This window comes from Acidocella sp. KAb 2-4 (assembly GCF_020567705.1).
In the GTDB taxonomy this organism is placed as follows: Bacteria; Pseudomonadota; Alphaproteobacteria; order Acetobacterales; family Acetobacteraceae; genus Acidocella.
In genome coordinates this window covers 37,225-61,264 of the sequence record NZ_JAJDJU010000004.1, presented here as the reverse complement: position 1 = coordinate 61,264, position 24,040 = coordinate 37,225, and the positions used below count along the sequence as shown (strand labels likewise).

The 24,040-nt window shown below is 67.4% G+C and carries 29 protein-coding genes; 11 read left to right on the top strand and 18 right to left on the bottom strand.

What is annotated here, in order from left to right; all coding sequences use genetic code 11:
- Positions 1-57: 57 nt before the first annotated feature.
- Genes LI953_RS04480 through LI953_RS04430 form a run of 11 tightly spaced genes read right to left on the bottom strand, consistent with a single transcriptional unit; the run spans position 58 to position 9,697 of the window.
- On the bottom strand, positions 58-1,341 hold the full coding sequence (locus tag LI953_RS04480; RefSeq protein WP_227074832.1) for a folylpolyglutamate synthase/dihydrofolate synthase family protein: 1,284 nt from the start codon (positions 1,339-1,341) through the stop codon (positions 58-60).
- Positions 1,338-2,201: an acetyl-CoA carboxylase, carboxyltransferase subunit beta gene (gene accD / locus LI953_RS04475; protein ID WP_227074831.1), complete on the bottom strand. Its 864-nt coding sequence runs from the start codon at positions 2,199-2,201 to the stop codon at positions 1,338-1,340. Before accD ends, LI953_RS04480 begins: the two co-directional genes overlap by 4 nt.
- A gap of 11 nt (positions 2,202-2,212) precedes the next feature.
- Positions 2,213-3,268, bottom strand: coding sequence for a tRNA epoxyqueuosine(34) reductase QueG (gene queG, locus LI953_RS04470; protein WP_227074830.1), 1,056 nt, complete (start codon positions 3,266-3,268; stop codon positions 2,213-2,215).
- Positions 3,255-3,719: a preQ(1) synthase gene (gene queF, locus LI953_RS04465; protein WP_227074829.1), complete on the bottom strand. Its 465-nt coding sequence runs from the start codon at positions 3,717-3,719 to the stop codon at positions 3,255-3,257. Before queF ends, queG begins: the two co-directional genes overlap by 14 nt.
- Positions 3,712-4,836, bottom strand: coding sequence for a tRNA guanosine(34) transglycosylase Tgt (gene tgt, locus LI953_RS04460; RefSeq protein ID WP_227074828.1), 1,125 nt, complete (start codon positions 4,834-4,836; stop codon positions 3,712-3,714). Before tgt ends, queF begins: the two co-directional genes overlap by 8 nt.
- Positions 4,833-5,855 carry a tRNA preQ1(34) S-adenosylmethionine ribosyltransferase-isomerase QueA gene (gene queA / locus LI953_RS04455; protein WP_227074827.1) on the bottom strand — a complete coding sequence of 341 codons (1,023 nt, stop codon included), beginning with the start codon at positions 5,853-5,855 and terminating at the stop codon, positions 4,833-4,835. The genes tgt and queA overlap by 4 nt, the downstream gene beginning before the upstream one ends.
- Positions 5,856-6,251 carry a VOC family protein gene (locus LI953_RS04450; protein ID WP_227074826.1) on the bottom strand — a complete coding sequence of 132 codons (396 nt, stop codon included), beginning with the start codon at positions 6,249-6,251 and terminating at the stop codon, positions 5,856-5,858.
- Complete coding sequence (locus LI953_RS04445) at positions 6,248-7,894, bottom strand: fumarate hydratase (RefSeq protein ID WP_304505183.1); 1,647 nt, start codon at positions 7,892-7,894, stop codon at positions 6,248-6,250. The genes LI953_RS04450 and LI953_RS04445 overlap by 4 nt, the downstream gene beginning before the upstream one ends.
- 5 nt (positions 7,895-7,899) lie before the next feature.
- On the bottom strand, positions 7,900-8,406 hold the full coding sequence (locus LI953_RS04440; protein WP_227074825.1) for an SspB family protein: 507 nt from the start codon (positions 8,404-8,406) through the stop codon (positions 7,900-7,902).
- Between the two features lie 47 nt (positions 8,407-8,453).
- On the bottom strand, positions 8,454-9,275 hold the full coding sequence (locus LI953_RS04435; protein WP_227074824.1) for a GNAT family N-acetyltransferase: 822 nt from the start codon (positions 9,273-9,275) through the stop codon (positions 8,454-8,456).
- Positions 9,276-9,286: 11 nt separating this feature from the next.
- Complete coding sequence (locus LI953_RS04430; protein ID WP_227074823.1) at positions 9,287-9,697, bottom strand: Fur family transcriptional regulator; 411 nt, start codon at positions 9,695-9,697, stop codon at positions 9,287-9,289.
- 58 nt (positions 9,698-9,755) lie between these two features.
- Here LI953_RS04430 and LI953_RS04425 point away from each other — a divergent pair, with 58 nt between their 5' ends.
- Positions 9,756-10,004: a sulfurtransferase TusA family protein gene (locus LI953_RS04425; RefSeq protein WP_227074822.1), complete on the top strand. Its 249-nt coding sequence runs from the start codon at positions 9,756-9,758 to the stop codon at positions 10,002-10,004.
- A 68-nt stretch (positions 10,005-10,072) separates the two neighbouring features.
- Here the strand turns inward: LI953_RS04425 and rpsU are convergent, their stop codons facing one another.
- Positions 10,073-10,276, bottom strand: a complete 204-nt coding sequence (gene rpsU, locus LI953_RS04420) for a 30S ribosomal protein S21 (protein ID WP_048880420.1) — start codon at positions 10,274-10,276, stop codon at positions 10,073-10,075.
- A gap of 140 nt (positions 10,277-10,416) precedes the next feature.
- Between rpsU and LI953_RS04415 the strand changes: the two genes are divergently transcribed.
- From LI953_RS04415 to LI953_RS04385, 7 genes are all read left to right on the top strand, one after another.
- Positions 10,417-10,950 carry a peptide deformylase gene (locus tag LI953_RS04415; RefSeq protein ID WP_227074821.1) on the top strand — a complete coding sequence of 178 codons (534 nt, stop codon included), beginning with the start codon at positions 10,417-10,419 and terminating at the stop codon, positions 10,948-10,950.
- Between the two features lie 2 nt (positions 10,951-10,952).
- Positions 10,953-11,564 (top strand): COQ9 family protein, encoded by a 612-nt coding sequence (locus tag LI953_RS04410; protein WP_227074820.1) that lies wholly within the window; start codon positions 10,953-10,955, stop codon positions 11,562-11,564.
- 84 nt (positions 11,565-11,648) lie between these two features.
- A complete protein-coding gene (locus LI953_RS04405; RefSeq protein WP_227074819.1) occupies positions 11,649-12,905 on the top strand; it encodes a gamma-glutamyltransferase in 1,257 nt (418 codons plus the stop codon).
- A 45-nt stretch (positions 12,906-12,950) separates the two neighbouring features.
- Positions 12,951-14,063 carry a pyridoxal phosphate-dependent aminotransferase gene (locus LI953_RS04400; protein WP_227074940.1) on the top strand — a complete coding sequence of 371 codons (1,113 nt, stop codon included), beginning with the start codon at positions 12,951-12,953 and terminating at the stop codon, positions 14,061-14,063.
- A gap of 94 nt (positions 14,064-14,157) precedes the next feature.
- Entirely contained in the window at positions 14,158-14,907 is a 750-nt protein-coding gene (locus LI953_RS04395; RefSeq protein ID WP_227074818.1) for an electron transfer flavoprotein subunit beta/FixA family protein, read from the top strand.
- Between the two features lie 2 nt (positions 14,908-14,909).
- Complete coding sequence (locus LI953_RS04390; RefSeq protein WP_227074817.1) at positions 14,910-15,839, top strand: FAD-binding protein; 930 nt, start codon at positions 14,910-14,912, stop codon at positions 15,837-15,839.
- A complete protein-coding gene (locus LI953_RS04385; protein ID WP_227074816.1) occupies positions 15,836-16,711 on the top strand; it encodes a 3-hydroxybutyryl-CoA dehydrogenase in 876 nt (291 codons plus the stop codon). Before LI953_RS04390 ends, LI953_RS04385 begins: the two co-directional genes overlap by 4 nt.
- A 59-nt stretch (positions 16,712-16,770) precedes the next feature.
- Here the strand turns inward: LI953_RS04385 and LI953_RS04380 are convergent, their stop codons facing one another.
- Positions 16,771-17,541 (bottom strand): SDR family oxidoreductase, encoded by a 771-nt coding sequence (locus tag LI953_RS04380; protein ID WP_227074815.1) that lies wholly within the window; start codon positions 17,539-17,541, stop codon positions 16,771-16,773.
- Between the two features lie 124 nt (positions 17,542-17,665).
- On the opposite strand from LI953_RS04380, the gene ald reads away from it, so the two are divergent.
- A complete protein-coding gene (ald, locus tag LI953_RS04375; protein ID WP_227074814.1) occupies positions 17,666-18,781 on the top strand; it encodes an alanine dehydrogenase in 1,116 nt (371 codons plus the stop codon).
- 6 nt (positions 18,782-18,787) lie between these two features.
- On the opposite strand, the gene LI953_RS04370 is transcribed toward ald, so the two are convergent.
- From LI953_RS04370 to LI953_RS04355, 4 genes are all read right to left on the bottom strand, one after another.
- Positions 18,788-19,111 carry a hypothetical protein gene (locus LI953_RS04370; protein ID WP_227074813.1) on the bottom strand — a complete coding sequence of 108 codons (324 nt, stop codon included), beginning with the start codon at positions 19,109-19,111 and terminating at the stop codon, positions 18,788-18,790.
- A gap of 77 nt (positions 19,112-19,188) precedes the next feature.
- Positions 19,189-19,488, bottom strand: a complete 300-nt coding sequence (locus LI953_RS04365) for a PilZ domain-containing protein (protein ID WP_227074812.1) — start codon at positions 19,486-19,488, stop codon at positions 19,189-19,191.
- A gap of 78 nt (positions 19,489-19,566) precedes the next feature.
- Positions 19,567-20,757, bottom strand: coding sequence for a DUF5666 domain-containing protein (locus LI953_RS04360; RefSeq protein WP_227074811.1), 1,191 nt, complete (start codon positions 20,755-20,757; stop codon positions 19,567-19,569).
- On the bottom strand, positions 20,747-21,535 hold the full coding sequence (locus LI953_RS04355; RefSeq protein WP_370635757.1) for a DUF6502 family protein: 789 nt from the start codon (positions 21,533-21,535) through the stop codon (positions 20,747-20,749). The genes LI953_RS04360 and LI953_RS04355 overlap by 11 nt, the downstream gene beginning before the upstream one ends.
- Before the next feature lie 140 nt (positions 21,536-21,675).
- Here LI953_RS04355 and LI953_RS04350 point away from each other — a divergent pair, with 140 nt between their 5' ends.
- Entirely contained in the window at positions 21,676-22,434 is a 759-nt protein-coding gene (locus LI953_RS04350; RefSeq protein WP_227074810.1) for a hypothetical protein, read from the top strand.
- Positions 22,435-22,593: 159 nt separating this feature from the next.
- Complete coding sequence (locus tag LI953_RS04345) at positions 22,594-23,091, top strand: hypothetical protein (protein ID WP_227074809.1); 498 nt, start codon at positions 22,594-22,596, stop codon at positions 23,089-23,091.
- A 12-nt stretch (positions 23,092-23,103) separates the two neighbouring features.
- Here the strand turns inward: LI953_RS04345 and LI953_RS04340 are convergent, their stop codons facing one another.
- Entirely contained in the window at positions 23,104-24,039 is a 936-nt protein-coding gene (locus tag LI953_RS04340) for a UDP-glucuronic acid decarboxylase family protein (RefSeq protein WP_227074808.1), read from the bottom strand.
- Position 24,040 lies beyond the last annotated feature (1 nt).

Genomic DNA, 24,040 nt, shown 5'->3' with positions numbered 1-24,040 from the left:
CTGGATAACAACAGCCCGGCCGCTTGTTTGCGACAGTTCGGAGATAAAACACCCGGCTCAGGCGGCGTCCAGCTTTAGCGCCTCGCCCGCCAGATACAAGCTGCCGCAAATCAACACCCGCGTCGGCGCGGTGATCTGCGCCAGCGCGCCGCGCAGATCGGGGCCGGGTTTGGCCGTGCCGCCAGAGGCCTCGATGATCGCCTCCACCGGCAGCGCCAGATGCTGCTCTGGCTCGGCGACGGCAAATATGGCGGCGGCGTGCGGGAGCAGCAGGCGCAGCACCTCGCCCACATCCTTGGATTGCTTCATGCCCAGGATCAGCGTGGTCGGGCCCTCCCAGGCGGTGAGCTGGGCGGCCAGGATCTCGGCGCCGCCAGGGTTATGCGCGCCATCCAGCCAGAGTTCAGAGCCCGCGGGCAGCCGCTTGGCCAGCGCGCCGGTGAGGCGTTGCAGCCGGGCCGGCCATTCGGCGCTTTGCAGCCCCTTCGCCATGGCCTCGGGCGGGATGGCGAAGCCCGCGGCGCGCAGGGCAGCCAGGGCGATGCCGGCATTCTCCACCTGATGCAGCCCGGCCAGAGCAGGCGGGGGCAGGGCGATGCCGTCGAACACCACGCCCGAGGCGGTGGGCTCGATGGTCCATTCATGCCCCCGGCGCAGCAGCGGCGCGTTATTCTCCGCCGCCACGGCCGTGATGCGCGCCAGCACCTCGGGCGGGTGGAAGCCGGTGACGACCGGGATGCCGGGCTTGATGATCCCGGCCTTCTCCCCGGCGATCGCCTCCAGCGTCGGGCCGAGGAAATCCTGATGGTCGAGCGAGATGGAGGTGATCGCGCAGGCGGCGGGGGTGACGACATTGGTCGCATCTAGCCTGCCGCCGAGCCCAACCTCGATGATGGCGATATCCGCCGGGACGCGCGCGAACAGCCAGAACGCGGCCGCCGTGATCGCCTCGAACACCGTGATCTGCGCGGGACCGTTCACGGCCTCGATCGCGTCCAGCGCCTCGGCCAGTTGATCGTCGGTGACGAGCTGGCCCGCCAGCCGGATGCGCTCGTTGAACCGCACCAGATGCGGCGAGGTGAACACATGCGCGCGCAGCCCGGCGGCCTCGGCCACGGCGCGGGCAAAGGCACAGACCGAGCCCTTGCCATTGGTGCCGGCGACATGGATGACCGGCGGCAAGTGCCGCTCCGGGTGGCCCAGCGCGCCGAGCAGGCGTTGCAGCCGGTCGAGCTTGAGGTCGATCAGCTTGGGGTAGAGCGTGTGCAGCCGCTCCAGAGCCGCGCTCACCCGCACCCGTGCGGGCGAGGCGCCAGGCTCGCGCGCCAGCTCGTTGGTCAAGCCGGGGCGCGCTGATTGGCAGTGGTGAACTCGATGAGCCGGGCCAGCGTGGCGGTCAGGTCGCCGCGCTTCACCACCATGTCGATGATGCCATGCTCGTGCAGATATTCGGCGCGCTGGAAGCCAGGCGGGAGTTTCTCGCGCACGGTTTGCTCGATTACGCGCGCTCCGGCGAAGCCGATCAGCGTGTTCGGCTCGGCGATCTGGATATCCCCCAGCATGGCGAAGCTGGCGGTGACGCCGCCCGTGGTCGGGTCGGTGAGCACCACGATATAAGGCAGGCCGGCCTCTTTCACCATTTGCGCGGCGATGGTCGAGCGCGGCATCTGCATCAGGCTGATCGCGCCTTCTTGCATGCGTGCGCCGCCCGAGGCGGTGTAAACGATCAGCGGCGCGTTTTGCAGCACGGCGAGCTTGGCGGCGGCAACCAGCCCTTCGCCCACGCCAGCCCCCATGGAGCCGCCCATGAACTCGAACGACATCGCCGCCACCACGGCCTTGTGGCCGCCCACGGTGCCATGCGCCACCAGCAGGGCATCATCCTGCTTGGTCTTGTCGCGGGCTTCCTTCAGGCGGTCGGCATAGCGCTTCTGGTCGCGGAATTTCAGCGGGTCCAGCACCGGCTTGGGCAGGTCGATCCGGGTGTAATGCCCGTCATCGAAGGTCCAGGCCAGGCGCTCCTGCGCGGTGGCGCGCATGTGGTGGCCGCAATGCGGGCACACTTTCTTCGCGGCTTCCAGCTCGCGGTGGAAGATCATCTGCTGGCAGGAGGGGCATTGGTGCCAGAGGTTATCCGGCGCCTCCTTGCGGCCAAGCAGGGTGCGGATCTTGGGGCGGACATATTCGGTAAGCCAGCTCATGGAGGAGGCCATTAACCCGTTTGCGCGGATAAGGGAAGCAAGCGTCGCAGCGCCCAGGATCCGGCCTCGGCCACCACCGGGTCGGCGTCATGCGCCAGGGCCTGGGCGGCTTGCAGCAAGGCGGGGCTGGCGGTGTTGCCAATGGCGATGGCGACATTGCGCGCGAAGCGGTTGCGGCCGATGCGCTTGACCGGCGAACCGGCGAACAGGGCGCGGAATCCGGCATCGTCGAGTGCCGCCAACGCGGTCAGCTGGGGGGCGGCGAGATCCTCCCGCGCCGCCAGTTTCTGTTCCCGCCCGGCCTGGGCGAATTTGTTCCAGGGGCAGACAGCCAGGCAGTCATCGCAGCCATAGATGCGATTGCCGATCGCCGCGCGGAACTCCTCGGGGATCGGCCCGTCATGCTCGATGGTCAGGTAGGAGACGCAGCGCCGCGCATCCAGCTGATACGGGGCGGGGAAGGCGGCGGTGGGGCAGATGGTCTGGCAGGCGGCGCAGGAGCCGCAGCGATCAGCATGCGGGGCGTCCGGCGCCAAGGCCAGGGTGGTGTAGATCTCGCCCAGGAACAGCCAGGAGCCGTGGCGGCGCGAGACGAGGTTGGTGTGCTTGCCTTGCCAGCCGAGCCCGGCCTGCTGGGCGAGCGGTTTCTCCATCACCGGGGCGGTGTCCACAAACACCTTCACCCCGCCCCCGGCGCGCGAGACGATGAACTGCCCGAGATGCTTCAGGCGGCCCTTGATGATGTCGTGATAATCCCGGTTGCGGGCATAGACCGAGATGTTCCCCACCTCCGGCCTGGCGAGGTTGGCGAGCGGGTCCTCGGCTGGGGCGTAGGAGGTACCAAGCGCGATCACGCTCACCGCCTCCGGCCACAAGGCTTGCGGATGGGCGCGCTGTTCGGCGCGGTCCGCCAGCCAGCCCATGCCGCCGTGATGGCCGCGGGCGAGGAAGCTGTTCAGCCGTTCTCGCGCCGCTGCCGGCAGGGTGGCGGCGCAAAACCCGATGGCGTCGAAGCCCAGGGCTTCGGCCTTGGCCGTGATTTGCGCCTTCAGCTCAGCCGCGGCCACGGTAAGGCGGCACGCCCTGGTCGGGGATCCAGGCGCCCTCGGGCGGTGCGCCGGTCTGCCAGAACACGTCGATGGGAATGCCGCCGCGCGGATACCAATAGGCGCCGATGCGCAGCCATTTCGGCGCTAGCAATTCCACCAGCCGATCCGCGATCATCAGCGTGCAGGCCTCGTGGAAGCCGCCATGGTTACGGAAGGAGTGAAAGAACAGCTTCAGCGACTTGCTCTCCACCAGCCAGTCGCCGGGGATGTAGTCGATGACGATATGCGCGAAATCCGGCTGGCCGGTGAGCGGGCAGAGCGAGGTGAATTCCGGGCAGACGAAGCGCACCACGGCGTTTTTGCCGCCGGTCTTGGCGGGCACGCGCTCCAGCACGGCCGCTTCGGGGCTTTGCGGGGTGGGGGTGTGGGCGCCGAGCTGGTGCAGTCCGGCGTAACGGTCGTCACTCATGGCTTGGTTCCCCTCTGGCCCAGCCCTCGCGCACGGCGGCGCAATAATCGGCGTAGCCGCCCGCCAGAATGGCGTCGCGCCCGCTCTGCATCAGGCTTTGGTAATAGGTGAGGTTGTGGGTGGTGAGCAGCATCGGCCCGAGCATTTCCTCGCAGCGGAACAGATGATGCAGATAGGCCCGCGTATGGCGCGTGCAGCACAGGCAGCCGCAATCGGGGTCGAGCGGTCGCGTGTCGTCCTGAAAGCGGGCGTTGCGCAGGTTGAAGATGCCGCGCGAGGTGAAGCCCCGCGCGGTGCGCCCGGCGCGGGTGGGCATCACGCAGTCGAACATATCCACCCCGCGCGCGACGGCGCCGAGCAGATCATCCGGCGTGCCCACGCCCATCAGATAGCGCGGCTTATGCGCGGGCAGCATCGGGGCGGTGTAGTCGAGCACCTCGAACATCATCGCCTGGCCTTCGCCCACGGCCAGGCCGCCAATCGCGTAGCCCTCGAATTCCAGAGCCGCCAGCGCGTCAGCGGATTCGCGGCGCAGATCCTCATATACGCTGCCCTGCACGATGCCGAACTGGCCGTAGCCCTCGCGGCGGAAGAAGGCGTCGCGCGAGCGTTTGGCCCAGCGGGCGGAGAGACGCATCGACTCCGCCGCCTCGTGATGCGTGGCGGGGAATTTGGTGCACTCGTCGAGCTGCATGGTAATGGTGGCGTCCAGCAGATGCTGGATCTCGGTCGAGCGCTCGGGGGTGAGGTGATAGGCCGTGCCGTCGATATGCGAGCGGAAGGTGACGCCGCTTTCCTCCAGCTTGCGCAGCTTGGCGAGCGACATCACCTGGAACCCGCCCGAATCGGTGAGGATCGGGCCGGGCCAGTCCATCATCTTGTGCAGGCCGCCGAGCCGGGCGACGCGCTCCGGGCCGGGGCGCAGCATCAGGTGGTAGGTGTTGCCGAGCACGATCTTGGCGCCGGTGGCGCGCACGGCATCGGCAGTCATCGCCTTTACCGTGCCCGCGGTGCCCACCGCCATGAAGGTTGGAGTTGGCACATCGCCATGCGCGGTGTGCAGCGTGCCGGCGCGGGCGGCGCCGTCTGTGGCCAGCAGGTCGTAGGAAAAATTCATGCGCGCTCCAGCAGGCAGGCATCGCCGTAGGAATAAAACCGGTACCCGGTGGCGATGGCGTGCGCATAGGCGGCGCGGATGCGCGCCATGCCGGCGAAGGCCGAGACCAGCATCAGCAGGGTGGATTTCGGCAGATGGAAATTGGTGAACAGCAGATCCGCCACCTTGAAGCGGTAGCCGGGGATGATGAAGATATCCGTCTCGCTGTCAAATGGATGCACAAGGCCGGAATTGTCGGACGCGCTCTCGATCAGCCGCAGCGCCGTGGTGCCGACGGCGATAATCCGCCCGCCCGCCTTGCGCGTGGCGTTGATCTTGGCGGCGGTGGCGGCGGTGACGAAGCCGCGCTCGGCATGCATGCGGTGCTGGGTCACGTCCTCCACGCGCACGGGCAGGAAGGTTCCGGCGCCGACATGCAGCGTCACCCGCGCTGTTTCCACGCCGCGCGCCTTGAGCGCCGCCAGTAGCTCCGGGGTGAAATGCAGCCCCGCCGTGGGGGCGGCCACCGCCCCCTCATGCGCGGCGAACATGGTCTGATAATCAGCCTCGTCCCGCGCCGTTATCCCCTTGGGGCGGGCGATATAGGGCGGCAGCGCCAGCGCGCCGCAGCGGGCGAGGGCGGCGTAGAAATCATCGGCGGCAAAGCGCAGCCGCGCCGCGCCGCCTTCGTATATGTCTTCGACCTGCGCGGAGAATTCCGGGTCGATGGCGAGCGTGTCGCCCGCATGCACGCGCCGCGCATTGCGCAGCAACACGCGCCATGAGCCGTCATCCAGCCGGCGGTCGAGCGTGACCCCGATTTTTGCGGCGCCCCGGAAGGCGGTGAGCTGCGCCGGGATCACCTTGGTGTCGTTCACCACCAGCAGGTCGCCCGGGCGCAGCAGGCCCGGCAGGTCGCGCACATGGTAATCCATCAGCGTGGCGCCGACATGCAGCAGCCGCGCCGAATCGCGGGGGCGCGCCGGTTCCACCGCGATCCGCTCGGGGGGCAGATCGTAATCGAAATCCGCGAGCTTCATTCAGAGATCGGCGTAGGTGGCGATCTCGATCAGATTGCCATCCGGGTCGCGGCAATAGACGGAGGTGATGTCGCCCAGCGCGCCGATGCGCGAGACCGGGCCGCGCTCGATCTCCACCTCGCAGGCACGCAAATGGTTCACCACATCCTCCGACGGCACGGCCACCACGAAGCATAGATCCAGCGCGCCGGGCGAAGCGGCCTCGGCATGCGGCACCACCTTGGCGTCCACCTCGTGCAAGTTGAGCTTGCAGGCGCCGAAGCGCAGGGCGGTGCGGTTCTTGCCGCCATATTCCTCGCGCTCCATGCCCAGCACGCGCTGATACCAAGCGGCGGTGGCCGTGAGGTCACGGCACACCAGCACGAGATGGTCGATGCGGTCGATGGTGAACTTCATGCGAGATCGGCGAAGAAATCGTTGCCCTTGTCATCCACCACGATGAAGGCCGGGAAGTCCTTCACCTCGATCTTCCACACGGCTTCCATGCCGAGCTCCGGATATTCCAGCACCTCGACCTTCTTGATGTTGTTCTGCGCCAGCACCGCGGCGGGGCCGCCGATGGAGCCGAGATAGAAGCCGCCATAGGTCTTGCAGGCTTCGGTCACCGCCTTGCTGCGGTTGCCCTTGGCCAGCATCACCAGCGAGCCGCCGGCCTTCTGGAAGGTGGCGACGTAGCTGTCCATGCGCCCGGCGGTGGTGGGGCCGAAGGAGCCGGTGGGCATGCCCTCGGGCGTTTTCGCCGGGCCGGCGTAATACACCGGATGGTCCTTCATGTATTGCGGGAGCCCCTCGCCGCGGTCCAGCCGCTCCTGCAGCTTGGCGTGGGCGATGTCGCGCGCCACCACGATGGTGCCGGTCAGCGCCACGCGGGTCTTGATCGGGTATTGAGAGAGCTTGGCGCGGATCGCATCCATCGGCTGGTTGAGGTCGATGGCCACCACCTCGCCGCTGAGATGCTCGTCGGTGATCTCGGGCAGGTACTTGGCCGGGTTGGTTTCCAGCTGTTCGAGGAACACGCCGTCCTTGGTAATCTTGGCCTTCACCTGGCGGTCAGCCGAGCAGGACACGCCCAGCCCGATGGGCAGGCTGGCGCCGTGGCGCGGCAGGCGGATGACGCGCACGTCGTGGCAGAAATACTTGCCGCCGAACTGCGCGCCGATGCCGATCTTGCGGGTGATCTCCAGCACCTTCTGCTCCATCTCGAGGTCGCGGAAGGCATGGCCGGTAAGGTCGCCGCTGGTCGGCAGGGCGTCGAGATAGCGGGTGGAGCCGAGCTTCACCGTCTTCAGGTTCAGCTCCGCCGAGGTGCCGCCAATGACGATGCACAGATGATAAGGCGGGCAGGCCGAGGTGCCGAGGGTTTTGATCTTGGTTTCCAGGAAGGAATAGATCTTCTCCGGCGTCAGCGTCGCGCGGGTTTCCTGGAACAGATAAGTCTTGTTGGCCGAGCCGCCGCCCTTGGCGATGAATTGCAGGTGGAACTCATCGGCATGGTGCTCGCCCGGCGCGGCCATGATGTCGAACTGCACGGGCAGGTTGTTGCCGGTGTTCTTTTCCTCGAACATGCTGAGCGGTGCCATCTGCGAATAGCGCAGATTGGTCTCGGTATAGGTGCGCTGCACGCCGAAGCTGAACGCCTCTTCCTCGTCGCCCTCCACCCAGACGCGCTGGCCCTTCTTGCCGAACACCAGCGCGGTGCCGGTATCCTGGCACATCGGCAGCACGCCCTTGGCGGCGATCACCGCGTTGTTGAGGAACTCGCGCGCGACATATTGGTCGTTCTCGCTCGCTTCCGGGTCTTTCAGGATGTTGGCGAGCTGTTGCAGATGCGACGGGCGCAGCAGATGCGCGACATCATGAAAGGCGGCGAAGGCCAGCTCCTCCAGCGCCGTGGGGCTGATCTTCAGCACGGCCTTGCCTTCCACCTCGATGGTGGAGACGCCGGAGATGTCCAGCTTGCGATACACCGTCTTGTCTTCGCCCAGCGGGAACATCGGGCTGTAAGCGAAACCGGGGTGGCGCGGGGCGTCTGCGTTCATCGTCTTTAGTCTTTCTGCCGTTTGCGAAAAGCGTCCAGGCTCACCACGGCGGCGGGGCCGTCATTGGGGCGGGCTGGGACATCATCCCCCTCGGGGGCGGGGATATCGGCCACCTTCACCGGCTCGGGCACCGTCACCTCGAAATGCAGGCCGAAGCGCACTTCGGGGTCGGCAAAGCTGGTGATGGCGGCGATGGGGATGGTGAGCGTGGAGGGGATGCCCGAGAATGACAGCCCGACGGACATGATTGTGCCGGCTTCGTCCACGGTGAGGCTGTGGAACTGGTGCTGCAGCACGATCGTCATTTCATCGGGATATTGCGCGCGCAGCCGATCGGGGATCGCCACGCCCGGATAGGCGGTCTTGAAGCTGATGTAGAAATGGTGCCCGCCGGGCAGGCCCTCATGCGCCGCATGGCGGAGGGCGCTGACCACAACCTGGCGCAGGGCGTCCTGCGTCCACTCGTCATAGGGCAGCAGCGAATCCGGTATGGTCACATCATCTTCAGCCATTTTTACACTCTCCCGCGGCGCAGCGTCATCACGGCGCGGCTTATGCCTCAGCGAGCCTCCCGCTCATAGTGCCGGTAGTATTTTTCCGTCACCAGGTCGGTCTGCACCACCACCGCGATGTCCGTGGTATTGAATTGGGCATCGATCACCGCGCCGTCACCCACGAAACCGCCGAGGCGCAGATAACCTTTGACGAGCGGGGGCAGGCGCATCAGCGCTGCTTTCGGGTTGAGTGCGGCGGGGTCCATGCGGCGCATTTCCACATAGCGGCCGGGCAAGGCGCGTGGGCGGATCGCCTCCGGCGCCATATGGTGCGCGGCGAGATAGGTCAGCTCCTCGGCCAGGGCGGCGGGGTCGGTGCCGTGCAGGCTGGCGCAGCCGAACATAAGGTCGATGCCGTGGTGGAAGACATAGGCGGCGATGCCGCGCCAAAGCAGTTGCAGCACCGCGCGCGAGCGATAGGCCGGGGCGGTGCAGCTGCGGCCCAGCTCCAGCTTGCGCCCGGCGAAGCGCTTCAGCGGCCCGATGTCGTATTCGCTCTCTGAGTAATAGCGCCCGAATTTCTCCGCCATTTCCTGGCGGATGAGCCGGTAGGTGCCGACCACGCTCTCCGTGCCCTCGCCGAGGTCATGGTCCACCACCAGCAGGTGGTCGGCGATGGCGTCGAACTCGTCATGGTCGCGCTGGCTGGCCTGGGTGGCGGGGTCGGCTTTGGCGCCCATCTCGGCGTAAAACACGCGGTAACGCAGGCTTTGCGCGGCATCCAGCTCGGCGGCGGTGGTGGCTAGGCGCACGCCCAGATTGCCGGCGCGCAGCTCCGGAAAGCCGGGGGCGGCGTTGCCGATGGTGAAACGCGGCAGCTCAGGCATGAGACTCTGATTCATTCGGCCGACCGCCGGCCGAAAAGCTCGATTTTTATGTTGTCCACCTCGAAGCCCTGGGCCGCCGCGATTTCGCGCAGCATCGCCTCGGCCTGGGGGGCGGCGAATTCCACCACGGTCCCGTTTTCGCGGTCAACCAAATGGAAATGGTGCTTGTCGCCGCTCGGCTCATAGCGCGCGCGGCGGCTGCCGAGGTCGCGGCGCGACAGGATGCCCTTGGATTCGAGCAGGCGGACGGTACGGTAAACGGTGGCGAGCGAGATCCGGGGATCGACGCGATTCGCCCGCCGGTGTAGTTCATCCACATCCGGGTGGTCGGTCGCTTCAGACAACACCCGCGCGATCACCCGGCGCGGCCCTGTCATCTTCAGCCCATTCTCTATGCACAGGCGTTCGATGCTTATATCCATCTTGCTGCCTTGTGGCCCAAGTTTATGTTCGGGTCCAGCCTTAAATCCAGAGTTTGCCATGTCCGCTTCCACCTTGCCGCCGCACGATAAAGCCATCGACATCACCGCTGAGACCTGCCCCATGACCTATGTGCGGACCCGCCTTGCGCTGGATACGCTGGCGGAGGGGCAGGTCCTGCTGGTGCGGCTCAAGGGCGAGGATCCGCTGAAAAACGTGCCCCGCGCCGCCGCTGACCAGGGGCACGACCCGCTCGACCTGCTGGAGCAGGCGGATGGCACTTGGCTGCTGGTCATCCGCAAGGGATAGCCGCCAACAGGAAAAGCCGCGGATGGCGTCCCATCCGCGGCTCCCAAAGGCGAATTCTCGTAAACTTATTAGAAGCCTTCGCGCTCGACGCGCTTGCGCTCCATCTTGCGGGCGCGGCGCACAGCCTCGGCTGCCTCGCGCGCGCGGCGCTCGGAGGGCTTCTCGTAATGGCGGCGGAGCTTCATCTCGCGGAACACGCCCTCGCGCTGGAGCTTCTTTTTGAGCGCCTTGAGCGCCTGATCGACGTTATTATCACGAACGAGAACTTGCACCGGGTCGCCAACTCCTGAACAGGGGTTAAAATAGGGTAAAGCGAAACGCGGCCGAGTTTGGCCGGTTCCGCAAAGCTGCGGCGCCTATAGCACAGATTCCGCTCTCGCCAAATCAATTCTGCGGGGGCAAACATGCAATTATGTCGGTTTTGAAGATCGCCCGCATGGGCCACCCGGTTCTGCTGCGCCGCGCCGCCGAGGTCGATGACCTCGCCAGCCCCGAATTTGCCCGCCTGCTGGCGGATATGGCCGAGACCCTGGCCGATAGCGGTGGAGTCGGCCTCGCCGCGCCGCAGGTATTCGTCTCGCGTCGGGTGTTTCTGTTCCAGGTCCCGGCCAGCCGGTCAGACAATGGGGTGGCGCTGGCGCTGCGCGCCATCGTCAACCCGGTCATCACCCCGCTTTCGGATGAGCGGGTGTTGGGCTGGGAGGGGTGTCTTTCGATTCCCGGCCTGCGCGCCGTGGTGCCGCGCTACAAGCGCATCCGCCTCACTGGCCTTCTGCCCGATGGCGCCTCGGTGGATGACGTGCTCACCGGCTTCGCCGCGCGGGTGGCGCAGCACGAGGCCGACCATCTGGACGGCATCCTCTACCCGATGCGGATGGAGGATTTCCGCTATTTCGGCTACAACGAGGAGCTGGAGCGCAACCCCGTTCCGCTGCCGGAGATTTGACGATGCAGATCGATGAAGAAACCGCCAAGGTGCTGGACGCGCTGGTGCCCAACGTGCCGTTCGACGGCTGGACCCGCACCGCCCTGCGCGCCGCGCTGGCGGCCGCGGGGCGCGCGCCGGAGGAAGCCGGGCTGGTGTTCAGCGGCGGCGCCGGGGAGATGATCGAGGCTTATTTCGCGCTGGCCGATCAGCGCATGATTGAGGCCGCGCAAGGGCTGGAAGGCGGGCTCACCGCGCGGGTGCGCGCCACGCTGGCGCTGCGCCTGGAGCAGAATGCGGGGGATAAGGAGGCGATCCGCCGCGCCCTCTCCTGGCTGGCGCTGCCGGGGCAGGCGCCGCGTTTGGCCCGCATCATCGCCGCCACGGCCGACGCCGTGTGGTACGCTGTGGGCGACCAATCGGCCGATTTCTCCTGGTACACCAAACGCGCCAGCCTGGGCGCGGTGTATCTCGCCACGCTGCTGTTCTGGCTGAGCGATGTCTCGCCCGAGCATGAGCGCACGCTCGCCTTCCTCGACCGCCGGCTCGCCGGCATCGGCCGGGTAACCAAGCTGCGCAAGGGCTTCACCAAGCGGCTCGGCATTCTGCGCCCGGGGCGGCAAGCCGCCGCCTGAGCCTTGGCGGCGGCGCCATTCACGGCTAAGCAGGCAGGGCGCCAGTCCCGGCCGGATTTCAGCTCTTTCAAAGGGTATCGCCGCTTGCATAGCCGTATCTTCCGCCTTGCCGCCGCACTCTCCTTCACCGCGCTGTCGGGTTGCGCCACCATCGGCCACCAGCTGCTCGGCACCAATGCCGGGCCGGATGCCAGCCTGGGCCAGAACGCGGCGCCGCCCAGCGTGTTTGGCTATGCCGTGGCGGACGAACCGCAGGCCGCGCTGATCGGGCGGCAAGTGCTGAACCAAGGCGGCAATGCCGCCGATGCCGCCGCGGCGGAGGGATTCGCGATGGCCGTGACGCTGCCGTCGCGCGCGTCGCTCGGCGGGGGCGGCGCCTGCCTGGTCCGGATGCCGGACGCCAAGGGCAACATGCAACCGCCTGTGGCGCTGCTCTTCCCCGCCGGTTCGCCCGCCGCTGAGAGCGGCGACCGCCCCGCTGCCGTGCCCACCATGGCGCGCGGCCTGCTGGCGCTGCAGGCGGGCTATGGCCAGTTGCCGCAATCGGCGGTGATCGTGCCGGCCGAGCGCCTTGCCGCCAGCGCCCAGCTTTCCCCGGCGCTGGAGTCGGATCTCACCGTCGTCGGCAGTGCGCTGCTGGCCGATCCGGCTGCCGCCGCGGTGTTCGCCCCAGGCGGCACGATGTTGCCGGCCGGCGCCAATCTGCAGCAGCCCGACCTCGCCGCCACGCTGGAGACGCTGCGCGTCCAGGGCGTGCAGGGCTTCTATGCCGGGTCGTATGCCCGCCAATTCGCCGCCGCGGCGCAGGAGGCCGGGGGCGGGCTGACGGTGGAGGATCTCGCTTCCGCCAAGCCGCATATCGAGCCTGCGGTCACCGGCACCGCCGATGGCTATGCCACGGCGTCGCTGCCGGTGAGCACCCCGGCGATGGAGACGCTGCCCGCCTCGGCCAGCTTCATGGCGCTGGACAAGAATGGCGGCGCGGTGATCTGCGTCACCTCGCTGAATAACTTGTTTGGCACGGGGCGGATCGCGCCCGGCACCGGCGTGGTGCTGGCGGCTTCGCCGCATAGCAACCCGGTGCCCGATCTCGCCGCCGCCATGGCCTATACGTCCGGGGGCGCTTTCCACGCCGCCGCCAGCGGCACCGGCCAGAGCGCCGCTGCCCAGGCCGCGCAGGCCGGGCTGACCAACGCCCTGGCCGGGCATCCTGGCGTGCCGGTGCCGGAGCCCGGCCGCGCCAATGTCATCTCCTGCCCTGGCGGCGTGCCGGGCGGGGAGGGCAGTTGCACTGCCGCTGCCGATGCGCGGGGCCAGGGCTTGGCGGTCGGCGGGCGTTAACGCTTGAAGATCGGGGTTGGACGGCACGTACCGCCTTTCCAGGTGATGCAGGTCATCACCCGGGCCAATGCGCGCGCCGCCGCGCTGCCGCCCGGGGCGCCGCCCATCCTGCGCCTGGAGGTCGGGCAGCCCGGCACCGGCCTGCCCGCCGGGGCCAAGGCGGCGGTGGCGGCGGCGCTGCAAGGCGATGACACGCTTGGCTATACCGAGGCGCTGGGCCGCCCGGAGCTGCGCCAGCGCCTCGCCGCGCATATCAAGGAATGGTACGGCATCGAGGTACCGCCCGCGCGCATCGCGGTCACCTTCGGGGCCTCGGGCGCATTTCCACTGGCCTATCTCGCGGCGTTTGACGCCGGGGACGAGATTGCCCTCGCCGCGCCTTATTACCCGCCTTATGTGAATATCGCGGTGGCGCTGGGGCTGAAGCCGGTGGTGCTGCCCTGCGGCATCGAGACCGGGTTCCAGCCGACGGTGGCAATGCTCGAAGCTCTGCCGCGCCGCCCCGAGGGGCTGATCGTCGCCAGCCCGGCCAACCCCACCGGCTCCATGCTCGCCCCCGAGGCTCTTGCTGAGCTTGCCCGCTATTGCGACGCCAACGGCATCCGCCTGATCTCCGACGAAATCTATCACGGCCTCACCTATGGCAAGCCGCAGGCCTCGGCCGCGCTATTCTCGGCCAGCGCGATCGTCATCAACTCCTTCTCTAAATATTTCTCGATGACGGGCTGGCGCGTCGGCTGGATGGTGCTGCCCGAGGCGCTGGCGCCGGTGGTGGACCGGCTGGCGGCGAATTTCTTCGTCTCACCCTCTTATATCTCGCAGGTCGCGGCCATGGCGGCGCTGGATTGCCGCGCGGAACTCGAAGCCAACCGCCGCAATTACGAAACCGCCCGCGCGGTGATGAGCGAGGGGCTGCGCGCCGCCGGGTTCGATGTGTTCTCCCCCGCCGATGGCGCCTTTTATATCTATGTCGATCTGCAGGGGCGGGGTGAGGACAGCGCCGCTTTCTGCGCCCGGCTGCTGGAGGAGCAGAACATCGCCACCACGCCGGGCTATGATTTCGACCCCGCGCGCGGGGGGCGCTATCTGCGCTTGAGCTATTGCGCCAGGCTGGACGATGTGGAGGAGGCGATGCGGCGGCTGCGCCGGGTGAAATAAGCAGCGTTATTATATGCTCGCTGGGGTCTTTCCAGGCCGGGCAACATCCAATATCAAGGCAACATCCTATTTCGGGAAAGAAGCGAGGTAAGAAATGAAATTGCTGGTCGCTGTGAAGCGCGTGGTCGATTATAACGTCAAGGTCCGGGTGAAATCGGACAAGACGGGGGTCGAGACCGCCGGCGTGAAGATGTCGATGAACCCGTTTGACGAGATTGCGGTTGAGGAAGCGGTGCGCCTGAAGGAGAAGGGCGTGGCGTCCGAGATCGTGGCGGTGTCGATTGGCGTGAGCCAGGCGCAGGAGACGATCCGCACGGCGCTGGCGATGGGTGCCGACCGTGGCGTGCTGGTGGAGACCGACGTGGCGGTGGAGCCGCTGGCGGTAGCCAAGGTGCTGAAGGCGCTGGCCGAGAAGGAAGGCGCGCAGATCGTGGTGCTGGGCAAGCAGGCGATCGATGACGACATGAACGCGACCGGGCAGATGCTGGCGGCGCTGCTGGGCTGGCCGCAGGGCACCTTCGCCTCGAAGGTCGAGATCGCCGACGGCACCGCGACGGTGACGCGCGAGATCGATGGCGGTCTGGAGACGGTGGCGCTGGCGCTGCCGGCGGTGATCACCGCCGATCTGCGCCTGAACGAGCCGCGCTATGCCTCGCTGCCGAACATCATGAAGGCGCGCAAGAAGTCGATCGACATGCTCAAGCCCGAGGATCTCGGCGTGGATGTGACGCCGCGCCTGACCACGCTCAGCGTGTCCGAGCCGCCGGTGCGCAAGGCCGGCATCAAGGTGCCGGATGTGGCCACCCTGATTGAGAAACTGCGTAACGAAGCGAAGGTGATCTGACCATGACGGCTCTTGTTGTTCTCGATTACGACGCCCACGGCATTAAGCAGCCGGCGCGCTCGGCGATTGCGGCGGCGGCCAAGCTGGGCGAGGTGCATGGCCTGGTGGTGGGCGCTGGCGTGAGTGCGGCGGCCGAGGCAGCGGCGAAGATTCCGGGCCTCGCCAAGGTGCTGGTGGCGGACGCGCCGGGCTACGCGCATGAGCTGGCGGAGCCGGTGGCGGCGCTGATCGTGTCGCTGGCCGGTAATTACAGCCACATCCTGCAGGCGGCGACGGCGGTGGGCAAAAACGTGCTGCCCCGCGCCGCGGCGCTGCTGGACGTGCAGGTGATCTCCGACATCTCCGATGTGGTCGACGCCGATACGTTCGTGCGCCCGATCTATGCCGGCAACGCGCTGGCCACGGTGAAGTCGGCCGACGCCAAGAAGGTGCTGACCGTGCGCGCCTCGTCCTTCGACCCCGTGCCGGCCGAGGGCGGCTCCGCCCCGGTCGAGGCGGTGAGCATCGCCCCGGCGGACGGCAAGTCGAAATATGTCGGCGCCGAGTTGTCGAAGTCTGAGCGGCCGGAGCTGACGGCGGCGAAGATCATCATCTCCGGCGGCCGCGGCATGCAGAATGGCGAGAACTTCACCAAGCTGCTCGATCCGATCGCCGATAAGCTTGGGGCCGCGGTCGGCGCCTCGCGCGCGGCGGTGGATGCCGGGTTCGTGCCGAATGATTACCAGGTCGGCCAGACCGGCAAGATCGTGGCGCCGGAGCTGTATATCGCGGTCGGCATCTCGGGCGCGATCCAGCATCTCGCCGGCATGAAGGACTCCAAGGTGATCGTCGCCATCAACAAGGATGAGGACGCGCCGATCTTCCAGGTGGCCGATTACGGGCTGGTGGGCGATCTCTTCACCGTGCTGCCGGAGCTGGAGAAGGCGCTGTGAGCATCAGCAAGATCGGCGTCATCGGCGCGGGGCTGATGGGCAATGGCATTGCCCATGCCTCCCTGCTCGCCGGGTTCGAGGTGACGCTGGTGGACGCTTTCGTGGCGGCGCTGCCCAAGGCCCTGGCCACCATGACCAAGAACATGGAGCGCCAAGCCGCCAAGGGCAGCATCACCGAGGAGCAAAAGGCCGCCGCCCTGGCGCGCCTGACCACCTCGACCGACTGGCATGCCTTGGCCGGGGCCGATATCGTCATCGAGGCGGTGCCGGAGAAGCTGGAGATCAAGGAGAGCATCTACAAGGAGCTGGCGGCGGCGTTGAAGCCGGAGGCGATCATCGCCTCCAACACCTCATCCATCTCCATCACCAAGCTGGCGGCGATGTCCGGCCGGCCGGATAAGTTCATCGGGATGCATTTCTTCAACCCGGTGCCGATGATGAAGCTGGTGGAGATCATCCGTGGTCTCGCGACCTCGGAGGAGACCTATCAGGCCGTGGCCGCCCTGGCCGCCAAGATGGGCAAGACCGCCGTCACCGCGCATGACGCGCCGGGCTTCATCGTCAACCGCATCCTCTGCCCGATGTTGAACGAGGCGGTCTTCGCGCTCGCCGAGGGCGTGGGCACGGTGCAGTCGATCGATGCCGGCATGAAGCTGGGCGCCAACCACCCGATGGGGCCGCTGGAACTGGCGGATTTCGTGGGGCTGGATACGCTGCTCAGCATCATGCAGGTGCTGCATAAGGAGCTGGGCGAAGACAAATACCGCCCCGCCCCGCTGCTGGTGAAATATGTCGAGGCCGGGTGGTACGGGCGCAAATCCGGCCGCGGCTTCTACGATTACAGCCAGACCCCGCCGGTGCCGACGCGCTGAGCGCTGTCACGGGCTGAGTTTAAGAGGCGCCGCAACCCGTTTGCGGCGCCTTTTGCTTGTCAGGCCTGCTGGTGGGCCGCCTTGTCGATGAACACGATGTCGCGCGGCAGGCGTTGCAGCACCTGCCCGGCATCGATGACCATGGTTTGGCCGTGATAGGCGGGCGAGGCGAGGATGAAGTCCACCGCGTTCAGGATCTGCTCCGGCGTGCAGCCCCGCCCGAGCGGGTTGTTGCGGTGGGTGCGCTGGAACTCCGCCTCGGTCTGCAACCCGCTGATGAGCGTGATGCCCGGCGCGATGCCCGCCACGCGGATATGCGGGGCAAAGGCCATGGCCAGCATCTGGGTCATGCCCTGCAGCGCCACCTTGGCCAGAGTGTAGGAGAAATAATCTGGGTTGAGCGCGAATACCTTGTTGTCGATCATGTTGATGATCACACCCTCGCCGCCGCGCGCGCGCACCGCTGCCTGAAACCCCTGCGCGAGCAGGGCGGGGGCGTAGAGATTGACGCGCATATTGTGGTCCAGCTTGGCGGCGCTGGTGGTGGCGGCGGTGTCGTACTCAAAGGTCGAGGCGTTGTTGATCAGCAGCCCGAGCGGGCAGATCGCCTCGCAGCGACTGATGAGCGTGCCCACGGCCTCCATATCCGCGAGATCGGCGCCAATGGCGCTGGCCTGCCCCCCCGCGGCGGTGATCGCGGCGGCGGTGGCCTCGGCCTCCTCCCGCGAATGGTTGTAATGCACGAAAACGTGCCAGCCCTTGGCACCGAGATGAGTGGCGATGGCGGCGCCGAGGCGCTTGCCGCTTCCGGTAACGAGTACACCTTGCATGCCGGTTGGATAGACGAGCCCGCGCCGATTACCAAGCCCATGCCGCCCTTTGGTTTTTTGTTGTTCCGCAAGAGTGATCAAACTAGCATTTCAGTGCGGCACAAGCCGCCAAGGGAGAACGCAAATGCTTGTCGGGCTGCCAAAGGAAATCAAGGACAATGAATTCCGCGTCGGGCTGACCCCGGCCTCGGTGCGCGAACTGGCGGCGCATGGCCACCAGGTGCTGGTGCAGAGCGGGGCGGGGGCGGGCATCGGCATGGGCGACGATGCCTATCGCAAGGCCGGGGGGGAGGTGACGCCCGATGCCGCTGAGATCTTCGCCCGCGCCGAGATGATCGTGAAGGTGAAGGAGCCGCAGCCGGTGGAATGCCGGATGTTGCGCCCGGGGCAGATCCTGTTCACTTATCTGCATCTGGCGCCCGACCCCGAGCAGGCGAAGATGATCGAGGCCTCGGGCGCCGTGGCGATCGCTTATGAGACGGTGACGGACGAGGCCGGACGCCTGCCGCTGCTGGCACCGATGAGCGAGGTGGCTGGGCGCATGGCGGTGCAGGTGGGGGCGGTGTCGCTGCAAAAGGCCCTGGGCGGGCTGGGCGTGCTGCTGGCCGGCGTGCCCGGCGTGCCGCCGGCCAAGGTGGTGGTGCTGGGCGGCGGCGTGGTCGGCACCAACGCGGCGCGCATCGCGCTCGGCATGGGCGCGGATGTGACGATCTTCGACCGCTCCCTGCCGCGGCTGGCACAACTCGACGATCTTTACGGCCCGCATCTGAAGACCTGTTATTCCACCGCCGAGGCCGTGGAGGAGGCGGTGTTCCACGCCGACCTCGTGATCGGGGCGGTGCTGGTGCCGGGGGCGGCGGCGCCCAAGCTGGTGACGCGCGGCATGCTCGCGCATATGCGCCCGGGCGCGGTGCTGGTCGATGTCGCCATCGATCAGGGCGGCTGCTTCGAGACCAGCCGCCCGACGACCCATTCGCACCCCACCTTCGTACTGGAGGGCATCGTGCATTACTGCGTCGCCAACATGCCCGGCGCGGTGCCGCGCACCTCCACCTTCGCGCTCACCCAGGCGACGATCCCCTACACGCTGCAACTCGCGGATAAGGGCTGGCGCGCGGCGCTGCGCGACAATGTGCATCTGCGCCACGGGCTGAACGTGGCGGAAGGGCGCATCACTTACCCTGCCGTGGCCGAGGCGCTGGGCCAGGCGCTCTACCCGGTGGAAAAAGTTCTAGCCTGAGGCGGGTTACGGGCTGACGGCGGTGAAGCCGGCGTCATCGGCCTCGGCCTTGCAGGCATATTGGCCCACGCCGCTGCCGTAACCCGGTACGCCGGGCAGGCGGTAGGTCAGGTTTGGCCCGGAGAGCCAGACAATGACATCGCCGGGGCAATGATCCGCCGCGGCGGCGGTTGTGGCGAAGCGATGTGAGGTGCCGAGGCCAGTGGTCGCGCCCTCGCGCTGATTCTGCGCGGAGGGGGAAAGCGTCTGGCTTGGCGGGGCGGCGGCGGCGATGGCGCCGGCAAACAGCGCGGCGGCCAACCCTAAGGCGAAAAATGCGGTTTTTGGCATGGCATCCTCCTGCCCGCCTGCTCTCATGGCGGGCGGATTTCCGCAATGACCTTGGTCAATCGCCGCGCGCGTGGGAGTCAGCCGAAGGTGAATTCCAGCCCTAGCTCGCGGCCCTGGCGCCAGCGCAGTCGCACGCGGCAATAAATATCACAGAATTCCAGCGAGAAATGTTCCGGCAACGGGTCGATCTCGGCGTCGGTCCGCAAGCGTACGCCCGTTTCGGAGAGGTCAAGAATCTGGCAGGCGACCAGGCCGGGGGTCAGCCCGCCATAGGCGAGCCGGCCGCGTCGCTGCACCGGGCTGCGCTGCATCGTCCGCCGCTCGGCGTCGAGCAGCGCCGGCAGCGTGGCGGCGGAAAGTGGCGTGGAACTGTCCATGTTTGGACGTATAATTCAAAACCGCACGCGGCGGCATCAAAACATCGTTATCGGCCCGGTATGAGGCGGCGCGGCGCGTCAGTGGTTCGCGGGCAAGGCTCTGTCTATCACGTCGTCCGGCAGTTCGGGGTGGGCCGCCTCCAGCGCCGGGGCGTCATCCACGTCGCCGGGCGGCTCGATATCGTTGGCGAGGTCGTGGTCGAGATCGGGCGGCTCGATACTATCCAGCGGCGAGCTGGCAATGCTGTCCACGTCCAGAACCCCTGGTTCGACCAGCGTGCCGCCCAGCTCCTCCGCCCGCATGCCGGTGAGCGGGGTGGCTTGCGGCAGGTTGACGGCGGCGAGGCCGTCCGGCGCGGCGGCGCGGCCATCCGGGCCGGACTGGAAATAATCCTCGACCTCGACGCGCGTGCCCGGCGCCCCGGCCAGCAGTTTGACGGTGGCGAGGCTGCTCGCCTGCAGCGCCGCGCCCGCAAACGTGCCGCGCACGGTGAGCATCGTTCCCGGCTGGACCGTGGCGGCCAGCGCGGCGGGGCCAGACACGGCGACACCGCCGACACTGAGCCGCCCCCCGGCGAAGGCGGCGGGGCCGACGATCTGCGCGGGCGTGCCGGGCGGCATGGCCTGCGCCGCACGGGCAATCCAGGTGCCATCCGCCCGCCGCTGGGCCGAGATGGCGATGATCGTGCCCAGCCTGAGCGCGGCGAACAGCGCCTTGTCATGCGCGGCGGCGACACGCTGCCCCAGCACCGTGACCATCTGGCCATTGCCGCCCATGGCGGTGATGGGGCCGATGAGCGGGTGCAGCACGGAAATGGCGGTGGCATAGCCATGCGGGCCACTGGCGGTGACCCCCTGAACCTGGGCGAGATCACCCACGTGGAGCGCCCTGACCGTGGCCGGGGCGCCGTCGATGGTGACGCGCGTGTGGCTGTCGATGGCGTATTCGCGGCCATTGACGAACACGCTGCCGAAGGCCTGGATCGGGCCGTAGCCGATGATCGCCTGCCCGGCCGGGGTGGCGCCGGTGCCGCCGATGCCGCCCGTATCGGGTATCGGGCCGGTGCCGCCATTCTCCGCCACGCTGCCCGTGCCGCCAATGCCGCCGCCATTGGCGCTGACGCCTGTACCGCCAATCCCGCCGCTGGTTGAACTTATGCCTGTGCCGCCAATCCCGCCGGTTTCCCCGCTTTGCGCCAGGGCGGGAGCGGCCCAGAGCAGCAGCACCACCGCCACCGCGCCGCGCGCGCGCCGCCAGTCACGGCGCATCGCCAGCCTCCGCGTCGTAATAATAGACGCCCAGGCGCAGCCGCCGTTTGGGCGATGGGGTGGCCTCCGGCCCCTCAGACTGTCCCGCGCCCAGCAGCGTCTCATTGGCTTGGCGCAGCATCTTGTCGGCCAGCTCCGCCAGCACCGGGCGCAGCGCCGCCTGCTGCGCGGCATCCAGCCCGTTATGGAATAGCGCCCGCTCGATGAAGACCGGGCTGTTACCATCGAGATTATGCAGGGCGGCGCGCAAATGGTCGCTCACATTGGCGGCCAGGAACAGCATCTTCTCGCGCGGCGTTTCGGGCGTGAAGGAGGTGCGCAGCAAGTGCAGCCGCCCATCCTCCCGCCGCTCCACCACCCCGGCGCGCTCAAGTTCGCCGATCACGGTGCGGGCCCGCACATCCACTTTCGCGGCGCGCAGCAACGCGTCGAAATCCAGCGTGCCGCCCTCGCCGTGAATCTCCAGCGGGCGGGGCGCGCCATCCGGCGCCCGGAAGGCCGCGGCTGAGGCCCAGGTGGCGACCACGCGCGCCGCCATGTTCACGCCGCTCATCGGGTCCCGGATGTCCTGGTCGGCGGGGTGGGCGGCTTCCTCACGCAGGCGCTTCACCTCGCGCCGGTTGATGCCGGTGACCAGGCTGATGCTGCTATCCGTGGGGGACGCCTCGGCGGGCTGCTGGCGCAGGGCTTCCTCGACATAGATATTCTTCAACAGATCGCGCAGCGCGATGTAGCCGATGCCCCGGCGCATCAGCATCGCAATGAGAGGGCGCAACACGCGCCGCAGCATCCTGTCGAGATCGGCATCCATTCGTCTTAATTTACGCAGATTTGTTGATTTTTGTACAATGCCCGCGCCGCCGATCCGGGCCGCGCCCTCTTGCCAAGAGCCGCCGCCAGCGGCAGAGCCGAAAATGCATGAACCCAATGCTCCCCGCCCTGGCTGGCCTCGCCGGCCTTATCGCCGCGCCGGCTTATGCCGGGCCGGGTTTCTTCACCATCGGGGTGGAGCCCTCGGTGTTTGCCGGCGGGTTCGGCTATGGCAGCAATCTGCATGTTTACGAATTGCCGCTGACGTTGCGCTATCATGGCGATGGCTGGCGCGTCAGCCTGGAAGTGCCGGGGCTGGTGGTCTCGGGCGCCGGGGTGGTGACCGATGGCGCGGCCATCCGCGCAACCACGCAGAGCGGCGCGCGTGTCGGGCTTGGCGATATCTGGCTCAGCGGCGATGTCACGGTGGCGCGGGCCGATGGGCTGCTGCCCGAGCTCGCGCCTTATGTGAAACTGAAGATGCCCACCGCGTCGCGCGCGCAAGGGCTTGGCACGGGCGCGCCGGATGAGGAGATCGGGCTGCGCGCGATCTGGGAGGCGGGCAAGCTGTACCCCTTCCTGCGCGCCGGATACCGGTTCGTCGGCGGCGCCCAGGGTTTGCAATTGCACAACGCGCCGGTGGTGGAGGCGGGGCTGAGCTATCGTTTTTTGCCGGGGCAATATATCAGCCTCGGCGTTTCGCATCGCGGCGAAATCCAGACCGGCGCCGGACCGTCCGAGTTGGCGCTGGCGGCTTATACGGTGCAGCTCACGCCCCGGCTCGATGTGCAGCTCTACGCCCTGCGCGGCTTCACCCCGGACAGCCCGGCCTACGGGTTTGGCCTTGGCGCCACGGCGCGGTTTTAGGGACCGTTCGCGGACTTGATCCCGCTTTTGTAATTTGACTGCGGAACTTTTTTCCACAAAAATTGGCGAAAGCCGAATTTCGGCCCGGCGCGGTGCCGCCCAGCCACGGATGCCGCCTCGCTGATCGACAAAAACCAATGGCTGGGAAAAGAGGGATGTGTGACGATCGACGCCTTGTCAGAGTTTTCTCCGAAAACCGTTGGCTGGGGCCCGGCTAAACCGCCCGGCGAGCGGCTGGCGGCGCTGGTCAACCGTCACGGCCCCGCCTCGGGTACGGCAGTGGTGCTTGGCGGTGGTAACGTGGTTCCCGCCCTGGCCGCGCGCTTCAGCGTTCATGCTTTTGGCGCGCATACTTGCATGGCGGAGGCGGCGGATAGCCCGGCGGGTTTCGCTGACGCCTCGCTCGCCGCCGTGGTGGTGCATGGCGGGCCGCGCGATGCCGAGGAGCTGCGCGCGCTGCTGCGCTGGCTCGGCCGCAAGCTGGGCCATGATGGTGTGGCCGTGCTGCGGCTGCCCGCTTGGCTGAGCCGGCTGGATTTTTTGCGCAGGGCGGAGGTCGCGGGGTTGATGGCGCGGTTTGCGTGGCACCCGCACCCGCGTGAATGGATGGGGCCGGCGATGCTGCTCACCGCGCGGGCGCGCTGGGAGATTTTTTAGCGCCGCCCCCGGTCAGTCGACGATTTTGCGGAAATAGGCGATGGTTTCCTTCAGCCCGTCTTCCAGCGCGGTGCGGGGCGCCCAGCCCAGGGCGCGCTCGGCCAACCCGATATCGGGGCGGCGCTGTTTCGGGTCGTCCTGCGGCAGCGGGCGGAACTCGATGGCCGAGGCGCTGCCGGTCAGGCGGCAGATCGTGTCAGCCAGTTCCAGCATCGTCGTCTCCTGCGGGTTGCCGACATTCACCGGGCCGGTGAACGCAGCGGGGCTGTCCATCAGCCGCATCATGCCGTCGACCAGGTCATCCACATAGCAGAAGCTGCGGGTCTGCGTGCCGTCGCCATAGATGGTGATCGGCTCGCCCTTCAGCGCCTGCACGATGAAATTGCTGACCACCCGGCCGTCATTAGGGTGCATGCGCGGGCCGTAAGTGTTGAAGATGCGCATGACCTTGATCTCCAGCCGGTGCTGGCGCCAATAATCAAAGAACAAGGTCTCGGCGCAGCGCTTGCCCTCGTCGTAGCAGCTGCGGATGCCGATCGGGTTGACCTTGCCCCAGTAATCCTCGGTCTGCGGATGCACCTCCGGGTCGCCATACACCTCGGAGGTCGAGGCTTGCAGGATGCGCGCGCGCAGCCGCTTGGCGAGGCCCAGCATGTTGATCGCGCCATGCACATTCACCTTGGTCGTCTGCACTGGGTCGTGCTGGTAATGCACGGGCGAGGCCGGGCAGGCGAGGTTGTAGATCTGGTCAACCTCGACATAGAGCGGGAAGGTGACGTCGTGGCGCATCACCTCGAAATGCGGCAGGCCAAGCAGATGCTCGATATTGGCCTTGCTGCCGGTGAAGTAGTTATCGACGCAGAGCACATCATGGCCCTGGGCGACGAGACGCTCGCACAAATGCGAGCCGAGAAACCCGGCGCCGCCGGTGACGAGGATTTTTCGCATG

What these genes read in the sequence shown, in the direction of transcription:
- accD (WP_227074831.1), bottom strand. Translation starts at nt 2,201, where the DNA reads ATGAGCTGGCTTACCGAATATGTCCGCCCCAAGATCCGCACCCTGCTT.
- queF (WP_227074829.1), bottom strand. Translation starts at nt 3,719, where the DNA reads ATGAGTGACGACCGTTACGCCGGACTGCACCAGCTCGGCGCCCACACC.
- tgt (WP_227074828.1), bottom strand. Translation starts at nt 4,836, where the DNA reads ATGAATTTTTCCTACGACCTGCTGGCCACAGACGGCGCCGCCCGCGCC.
- queA (WP_227074827.1), bottom strand. Translation starts at nt 5,855, where the DNA reads ATGAAGCTCGCGGATTTCGATTACGATCTGCCCCCCGAGCGGATCGCG.
- LI953_RS04450 (WP_227074826.1), bottom strand. Translation starts at nt 6,251, where the DNA reads ATGAAGTTCACCATCGACCGCATCGACCATCTCGTGCTGGTGTGCCGT.
- LI953_RS04445 (WP_304505183.1), bottom strand. Translation starts at nt 7,894, where the DNA reads ATGAACGCAGACGCCCCGCGCCACCCCGGTTTCGCTTACAGCCCGATG.
- LI953_RS04440 (WP_227074825.1), bottom strand. Translation starts at nt 8,406, where the DNA reads ATGGCTGAAGATGATGTGACCATACCGGATTCGCTGCTGCCCTATGAC.
- LI953_RS04435 (WP_227074824.1), bottom strand. Translation starts at nt 9,275, where the DNA reads ATGCCTGAGCTGCCGCGTTTCACCATCGGCAACGCCGCCCCCGGCTTT.
- LI953_RS04430 (WP_227074823.1), bottom strand. Translation starts at nt 9,697, where the DNA reads ATGGATATAAGCATCGAACGCCTGTGCATAGAGAATGGGCTGAAGATG.
- LI953_RS04425 (WP_227074822.1), top strand. Translation starts at nt 9,756, where the DNA reads ATGTCCGCTTCCACCTTGCCGCCGCACGATAAAGCCATCGACATCACC.
- LI953_RS04415 (WP_227074821.1), top strand. Translation starts at nt 10,417, where the DNA reads ATGTCGGTTTTGAAGATCGCCCGCATGGGCCACCCGGTTCTGCTGCGC.
- LI953_RS04410 (WP_227074820.1), top strand. Translation starts at nt 10,953, where the DNA reads ATGCAGATCGATGAAGAAACCGCCAAGGTGCTGGACGCGCTGGTGCCC.
- LI953_RS04400 (WP_227074940.1), top strand. Translation starts at nt 12,951, where the DNA reads ATGCAGGTCATCACCCGGGCCAATGCGCGCGCCGCCGCGCTGCCGCCC.
- LI953_RS04395 (WP_227074818.1), top strand. Translation starts at nt 14,158, where the DNA reads ATGAAATTGCTGGTCGCTGTGAAGCGCGTGGTCGATTATAACGTCAAG.
- LI953_RS04390 (WP_227074817.1), top strand. Translation starts at nt 14,910, where the DNA reads ATGACGGCTCTTGTTGTTCTCGATTACGACGCCCACGGCATTAAGCAG.
- LI953_RS04380 (WP_227074815.1), bottom strand. Translation starts at nt 17,541, where the DNA reads ATGCAAGGTGTACTCGTTACCGGAAGCGGCAAGCGCCTCGGCGCCGCC.
- ald (WP_227074814.1), top strand. Translation starts at nt 17,666, where the DNA reads ATGCTTGTCGGGCTGCCAAAGGAAATCAAGGACAATGAATTCCGCGTC.
- LI953_RS04370 (WP_227074813.1), bottom strand. Translation starts at nt 19,111, where the DNA reads ATGCCAAAAACCGCATTTTTCGCCTTAGGGTTGGCCGCCGCGCTGTTT.
- LI953_RS04365 (WP_227074812.1), bottom strand. Translation starts at nt 19,488, where the DNA reads ATGGACAGTTCCACGCCACTTTCCGCCGCCACGCTGCCGGCGCTGCTC.
- LI953_RS04360 (WP_227074811.1), bottom strand. Translation starts at nt 20,757, where the DNA reads ATGCGCCGTGACTGGCGGCGCGCGCGCGGCGCGGTGGCGGTGGTGCTG.
- LI953_RS04350 (WP_227074810.1), top strand. Translation starts at nt 21,676, where the DNA reads ATGAACCCAATGCTCCCCGCCCTGGCTGGCCTCGCCGGCCTTATCGCC.
- LI953_RS04340 (WP_227074808.1), bottom strand. Translation starts at nt 24,039, where the DNA reads ATGCGAAAAATCCTCGTCACCGGCGGCGCCGGGTTTCTCGGCTCGCAT.